Origin of the sequence: Actinomyces provencensis (assembly GCF_900155435.1) — a bacterium.
Classification (GTDB): Bacteria; Actinomycetota; Actinomycetes; order Actinomycetales; family Actinomycetaceae; genus Pauljensenia; species Pauljensenia provencensis.
The window spans coordinates 114,569-120,466 of the sequence record NZ_LT700212.1; the positions used below are offsets into that span (position 1 = coordinate 114,569).

The 5,898-nt window shown below is 71.4% G+C and carries 6 protein-coding genes; all 6 read right to left on the reverse strand.

Features of this window, described 5'->3' with window-relative positions; genetic code table 11:
• On the reverse strand, positions 1–1,040 hold a 1,040-nt coding region (locus BQ9890_RS00520; RefSeq protein ID WP_195907594.1), incomplete at its 3' end, for a chromosome segregation SMC family protein.
• A gap of 84 nt (positions 1,041–1,124) precedes the next feature.
• Complete coding sequence (gene ndk, locus BQ9890_RS00525) at positions 1,125–1,583, reverse strand: nucleoside-diphosphate kinase (RefSeq protein ID WP_075888515.1); 459 nt, start codon at positions 1,581–1,583, stop codon at positions 1,125–1,127.
• Positions 1,584–1,680: 97 nt separating this feature from the next.
• A complete protein-coding gene (dhaM, locus tag BQ9890_RS00530) occupies positions 1,681–2,430 on the reverse strand; it encodes a dihydroxyacetone kinase phosphoryl donor subunit DhaM (RefSeq protein ID WP_075888517.1) in 750 nt (249 codons plus the stop codon).
• Positions 2,427–3,056 (reverse strand): dihydroxyacetone kinase subunit DhaL, encoded by a 630-nt coding sequence (gene dhaL, locus BQ9890_RS00535; protein ID WP_075888519.1) that lies wholly within the window; start codon positions 3,054–3,056, stop codon positions 2,427–2,429. Before dhaL ends, dhaM begins: the two co-directional genes overlap by 4 nt.
• An 8-nt stretch (positions 3,057–3,064) precedes the next feature.
• Positions 3,065–4,057 (reverse strand): dihydroxyacetone kinase subunit DhaK, encoded by a 993-nt coding sequence (dhaK, locus tag BQ9890_RS00540; protein ID WP_075888521.1) that lies wholly within the window; start codon positions 4,055–4,057, stop codon positions 3,065–3,067.
• Positions 4,058–4,202: 145 nt separating this feature from the next.
• The gene (locus tag BQ9890_RS15035; RefSeq protein ID WP_075892479.1) at positions 4,203–5,840 is read right to left on the reverse strand and encodes a bifunctional folylpolyglutamate synthase/dihydrofolate synthase; all 1,638 of its coding nucleotides are present in this window, start codon (positions 5,838–5,840) and stop codon (positions 4,203–4,205) included.
• Positions 5,841–5,898: the final 58 nt, after the last annotated feature.

Consider the following 5,898-nt stretch of genomic DNA (forward strand, 5'->3'; position numbering starts at 1 on the left):
ACCTGCGTGAGGAGCTCCGTGTCCTCGGCGGTGGCCTCCTGCGCCCGGCGCTCCAGGTCGTCCGGGTCCTCGCCCTGCGGTGGGGCGGGCGGCACGGAGAGGGCCGAGACCCGTTCGGCGGCGAGCATGGCGGTGGCGGCGAGGCGTTCGTGCAGCGTCGTCAGCTCACGCCAGGCCGAGGTGGCGGACTCCAGACGGGGGTTCGAGGCACGCTCCTGCTCGCCGACCGCCTCCAGGGCCCCACGCTCACGGGCGAGCTCCGCGGTGAGTGACTCGAGGCGCCGGGCGAGGGCGCGGTCGCTGTCCTCCTGGGCGGCCAGCCGGTCCTGCATGCCCTGGAGGTCATCGGCGAGCAGACGCGCACGCGCGTCGCGCAGCCGTGCCTGGATGGCGGAGGCCCGACGCGCGGCACGGGCCTGCCGGGCCAGGGGCTTGAGTTGTCGGTGGATCTCATTGGTCAGGTCGAGCACGCGGACCAGGTTCTGGTCCATGTCGGCGAGCTTGCGCAGTGCGCGGTCCTTGCGACGGCGGTGCTTGAGCACGCCGGCGGCCTCCTCGATGAAGCCGCGTCTCTCCTCAGGTGTGGAGGAGAGGATCGCGTCGAGCTGCCCCTGCCCGACGATGACGTGCATCTGGCGTCCCATGCCGGTGTCGGAGAGGAGCTCCTGGATGTCCAGGAGGCGGGCGGGGGCACCGTTGATGGAGTACTCCGAACCGCCGCCGCGGAACAGGGTGCGCGAGATCGTCACCTCGGAGTAGTCAATGGGGAGGGCACCGTCGGTGTTGTCGATGGTGAGCTCCACCTGGGCGCGCCCCAGGGCAGGACGGGCAGAGGTGCCCGCGAAGATGACATCAGCCATCTGGCCGCCGCGCAGCGTCTTGGCACCCTGCTCCCCCATCACCCAGGCCAGGGCGTCCACGACATTGGACTTCCCCGACCCGTTGGGTCCGACGACGCAGGTGATCCCCGACTCCAGGCGCAGGGTCGTCGTGGAGGCGAACGACTTGAAACCGCGCAGGGTCAGGGTCTTGAGGTGCACGTCCCCACAATAGGGTGACCGGTGCGGATTCCGCGCCATTGCGGCTCCGCACCGGTCAGTGTGGCGGCACCCCCGGGGGTGTGGTCAGTCCCGGAAGACCAGCTCCGGGAACCACAGTGCGATCTCACGGTCGGCCGAGGTGGTCGAGTCGGAGCCGTGCACGATGTTCTGCACCACGGCGGTGCCCCAGTCACGCCCGAGGTCCCCGCGGATGGTGCCCGGGGCGGCGAGGGTGGGGTTGGTGGCACCCATGAGGTTGCGGACGCCTTCGATGACCCGGATGCCCTCCACGACCACCGCGACCAGGGGGCCCGAGGACATGAAGTCCACGAGGTCGGGGAAGAAGTGGCGGTCCTTGTGCTCGACGTAGTGCTGCTCGAGCAGTTCGCGGGAGGCGATCTTGATCTTGAGCCCCTTGAGGGCGTACCCCTTCGCCTCGATGCGGCGCAGGACCTCCCCGGTCAGGCCGCGGGCGTAGCCGTCGGGCTTGATGATGACCAGGCTGTGCTCCAGCTCGGGATCGAGCAGTTCTGGTGTGGGCATGAGGAACCTTTCTTCACGTGGACTTCGTCGTTCTGGGCACCAGCATAGGTCCCAGGACACCCGCTCCAGCACCCTGACCCGGCAGGTCGCGCGCTGCTCAGTCGGCGGACTCCAGGAGGTCGACCAGGGCGGAGAGGGCCTCGCGGGCCTCGGGACCGGTGGACGTGAGGTGCACCCTGTCGCCGTGGCGGACCCCCAGGGCCATCACCTCCAGGACGGATCCGGCATCGGCCCCGTTGACGGTGACCTCCGCGTCGAATCCGCCCGCGAGGCGCGCGAGCTGGGCCGCGGGGCGGGCGTGCAGGCCTGCCGGGTCGCGGACCGTGGCGTCGGCGGTGAGCTCCTCCTCCGGGACGGAGGGGGCCGTGACGTCGGCGCGCACCACGGGGATGGCGGGAGGTGCCGTGTCCGGCGCGTCGCTGCCGGACGCGGAGTCCGGTGTGCCCGGAACCCTCCCTGCGCCGCGGGCGGCGGCGGCGACCTCGTCGACGGTGTCCCCCAGCTGTGCACGGACCGCCGCGGCCACCGCACCCTCGACCAGGGGCGCATCGGCGAGCACGAGTCGCCCGGGCTCGTCGGCGAACTCGACGACGGACTCCGCGGTGAGTGTGGCGGAACCGAGGTCGGTGAGGACCACGGCTCCCGCTCCCTCGCCCTCCCCCACCCCGGAGAGGACCTCCTCGACGGCAGCCTCGACACGGTCGAAGGACGTGCCCAACGAGAGGTCGTCGGTGCCCCCTGCCGCCACGAGGTCGACGTCGGGGGCCATCTGTGAGGCGACCTCCACGACACCGCGGGCCAGCAGGTCGGAGTGGGAGACGATGACCAGCCCGACGCGGGCGCTCATGCGCCGGCCGCCCGCGCGGCCTCGGTGAGGATCAACGAGGACGACACCGCGCCGGGATCGAGGTGCCCGACGGAGCGCTCACCCAGGTAGGAGGCCCGGCCCTTGCGGGCCTGCAATGGCTCGGTGGCGGCAGCCCCCTCGGCGGCGCCCCTCGCGGCGGCGTCGAGCACCTCCTCGGGGGAACGCCCCTCGTCGGCGGCGGCGCGGGCCGCGGCCACCGCCGCCGCCCAGGCATCCACCATCGTCTTGTCCCCCGGCTCCGCCTTGCCCCGCGCCTGGATGCCCTCCAGGGCCCCCGCGAGGAGTGCCACGACGTCCTGGGAGTCGAGGTCCCCCTCGGGAGCCGCCTTCGCCGCTCTCAGGAAGGCGGTCCCGTAGAGGGGACCGGCGGCTCCCCCGACGGTGGACATCAGCGTCTTGGCCACGACCTTGAGCACCCCGGGGACGTCCTCGGGGGGTTGGTCGGCGAGCGTCTTCGCCACGGCGGTGAAGCCGCGGTCCATGTTCTCCCCGTGGTCGCCGTCCCCGATCTGACGATCGAGGTCGATGAGGTGCTCACGGTTCTCCGCGAGCACCTCCTGACTCGCGCCGACCCACCGAAGGGCCCAAGATGCGTCGATGGCCATGTGTGTCCTCACTTCCAGGCCGGGGTGTCCACCGGCGCGTCGAACAGGTCGAGCAGGTCGTCGGAGACCCGCAGGAGCGTGACGGAGACGCCGGGCATCTCCAGGCTCGTCACGTAGTCGCCCACCAGGGAGCGCTCGATCGTCACGCCGTCCGCGTCCAGGAGTTGGGCGAGGCGACGGTGGACGATGTAGAGCTCCGACTGGGGGGTTCCGCCCATGCCGTTGACCAGGGTGACGACACGGTCCCCCGTGGTCAGTGCCAGGTCGTCGCGGACCTTCGTGTAGAGCTCCTCCGTGAGCGTGTCGGCGGGCTCCATGTGACCACGGCGGTAACCGGGCTCGCCGTGGATGCCGATGCCGAGCTCGATCTCGTCCTCGCCCAGGTCGAAGGAGGGCTTGCCGGCGTGGGGGACGGTGCAGGGACCCAGCGCCAGTCCCATGGAGCGCATCTGCTCGTTGACGGTGGTGGCGATCCGGGTGACGGTGGCGAGGTCGTCGCCGCGCTCGGCCGCGGCCCCCGCGATCTTCTCCACCAGGACCGTCCCGGCCACCCCGCGCCTGCCCGCCGTGTACAGGGAGTCCTCCACGGCGACGTCGTCGTCGACGACCACACTGGTGACCTCGATGTCCTCCAGCTCGGCCATCTCCGCGGCGGTCTCGAAGTTCAGGACGTCGCCGGTGTAGTTCTTGACGATGTGGAGCACGCCCGCACCGTGGTCGGAGGCCTTCGTGGCCTCCAGGATCGGGTCGGGGGTCGGGGAGGTGAAGACGGGACCCGGGACCGCCGCGTCGAGCATGCCCGTTCCCACGAACCCGGCGTGGAGGGGCTCGTGGCCCGAGCCCCCGCCCGAGACGATGCCGACCTTGCCCGGTGCCTTGGGCTGGTGGCGGGTGACGTAGTCGGGGTCGAAGTGGACGTCGACGAGGTCGGCGTGGACGAGGGCGAAACCCTCCAGGGACTCTCGAACGACCTCGTGGACGTCATTGACCAGCTTCTTCATGGGTGCCTCCTTGCAACCAGTGGGGACCGCGGGTGACACCCCCAATGGTGCCACCCCCGGGCCCATCTGTCGCCCCCCAATCGGAACCGTCCCTGCACGTCGCAGCCGTCGCGCACGGGGGTGGCCCCCCTCGTGCGCGCACCGCTCAGCGGCGCGGACCGAAGAGGGTGGTGGCCTCCCCGGCCAGGACGATGGACCCGAAGACCACGATGCCCGTGGTGGCCGAGGGGTCCAGGGTCTCCTCGGTGACCTCCACGGCCCGGTCCACGGCGTCGGCGAGGACCTCACGCACGTCCACGCGGTCGGGTCCGAAGACGTCCTCCGCGATCCGGCGCAGGTCCTCGACGTCCATCGCCCTCTCGGACTCCATGGCCGTGACGACCAGGTGGTCGAGCACCGGTTCGAGCTCCGAGAGCATGCCCTCCACGTCCTTGTCCGCCATGGCGGAGAAGACACCGACGACGTGGGTGAAGGCGAAGGCCTCCTCCAGGGCGTCGCGCAGTGTGCGCGCACCTGCGGGGTTGTGCGCAGCGTCGACGACCACCGTCGGGGAGGTGCGCACCACCTGGAGGCGCCCCGGGGAGGTGGCCTTCATGAAGCCCTCCTCCACCACGCGCCCGTCCAACTCGTTGCCTCCGCGTAACGCCTCGGCGGCGACGAGGGCGGCTGCCGCGTTGTGGGCCTGGTGCTCACCCAGCAGCGGCACGAAGACGTCCTCGTAGACGGCTGCCGGGGTGCGGATGGTGACCATCTGCCCACCCACCCCCAGCTGGCGGCCGAGGACCTCGAAGTCGACGCCCTCCAGACGCACCACCGCGTCCACCTCCCGGGCGCGCTCCAGGAGCACCTCCAGGGCGGAGTCGGGCTGGTGGGCGATGACGACGGTCTGGTGGGGCTTGATGATGCCCGCCTTCTCCCGGGCGATCTCCTCCACGGAGGCCCCGAGCCACTTCTGGTGGTCCAGGTCGATGGGCATGATGACCGCGACGTCCCCGTCCATGACGTTGGTGGCGTCCCACAACCCACCCATGCCGACCTCGACCACCGCTGCGTCGACGGGGTGGTCCGCGAAGGCCGCGAAGGCCATGACGGTGAAGACCTCGAAGAAGGAGAGCCGGGGGCCGCCGCCGTCGAGGGAACGCCGGTCGACCATGTCGATGTAGGGCGCGACGTCCTCCCAGGCGGCGATGAAACCCTCCCGACTGATCGGCTCACCCTCCAGGGAGATGCGCTCGCGCACGTCCTGGAGGTGGGGGGAGGTGAAGCGTCCGACCTTCATGCCGAGCGCGGAGAGGAGCGAGTCCACCATGCGGGCCGTCGAGGTCTTGCCGTTGGTGCCGGTGATGTGCACCGAGGGGTAGACGTCCTGGGGGTCTCCCAGGATGTCCAGGACCGCCTCGACGCGCGAGGTGGAGGGCTGGACCTTGTGCTCGGGGGCACGTGCCACGATGTCGCGGTAGATCTCCGCGACCCGCTCGTCCAGGGCCACCTGACGTTCTGCGGCATCCAGGGCGGCGTCGTGGGAGGCCTTCCCCGCACCCGCGTCGTCGGCTCCCCCGTCCTCCTCCCCCCAGATGTCCTCCCCCGGGTCCTCACCCTCGATCTCGGCGAGGATCGACGGGTCGGGCCCCAGCAGCAGGGAGTGCGCGACCAGTTGTCGCAGGGCCTCGGTGCGCTCGGCCTCCTCGGCGGCGGCAGCGCTCTGCGCCGCGTCCTCGGCCTCCTGCTCGTCCTCGTCGGGGGCATCGGCCTCGTCGAGGTAGGGGATGAGGTCCGCGGGCACGCCTCCCCCACCCGCGCCGCCACCCGAGGCGCTCGCCTCAGCGGCTTGGGCTGCCGCC